1 protein-coding gene is annotated in these 500 nt (G+C 71.6%); it reads left to right on the forward strand.

The genetic code is table 11. The features are described from left to right. Positions 1-500 (forward strand): KUP/HAK/KT family potassium transporter (locus CIW48_RS33040; protein WP_173009488.1); only part of this gene is annotated, 500 nt, incomplete at both ends.

The following is a 500-nucleotide window of genomic DNA, read 5'->3' on the forward strand; positions in this document are numbered from 1 at the left end:
GGCGCGCTGGGTGTCGTGTACGGCGACATTGGCACGAGCCCGCTCTACGCGTTCAAGGAGGCCGTGAAGGCGGCGACCGCCGGCGGCGCGGCCGTGCCGGCGGCGGCCACGGGTGCGGTCTCGCTGATCCTGTGGTCGCTGATCCTGATCGTGTCGCTGAAATACGCGGTGCTGATCCTGCGCGCCGACAATCGCGGGGAGGGCGGCATCGTCGCCATGCTGGCGCTGCTCGGCGCCCGGCATGCCCGGCCGGGCACGTGGAAGGCGCTGCTGCTGGTGGTCGGGCTGGTGGGGGCGGCGCTGCTGTACGGCGACGGGGCGATCACGCCGGCGATCTCGGTGCTGTCGGCGATCGAGGGCCTGAAGGTCGACGCGCCGGCGCTCGGGCCGTTCGTCGTGCCGATCACGCTGGTGATCCTGGTCGGTCTGTTCCTGGTCCAGCACAAGGGCGTGGCTGCCATCGGCCGGGTGTTCGGACCCGTCATGCTCGTCTGGTTCGC

It is taken from the genome of Methylobacterium sp. P1-11, from assembly GCF_008329595.1.
Classification (GTDB): domain Bacteria; phylum Pseudomonadota; class Alphaproteobacteria; order Rhizobiales; family Beijerinckiaceae; genus Methylobacterium.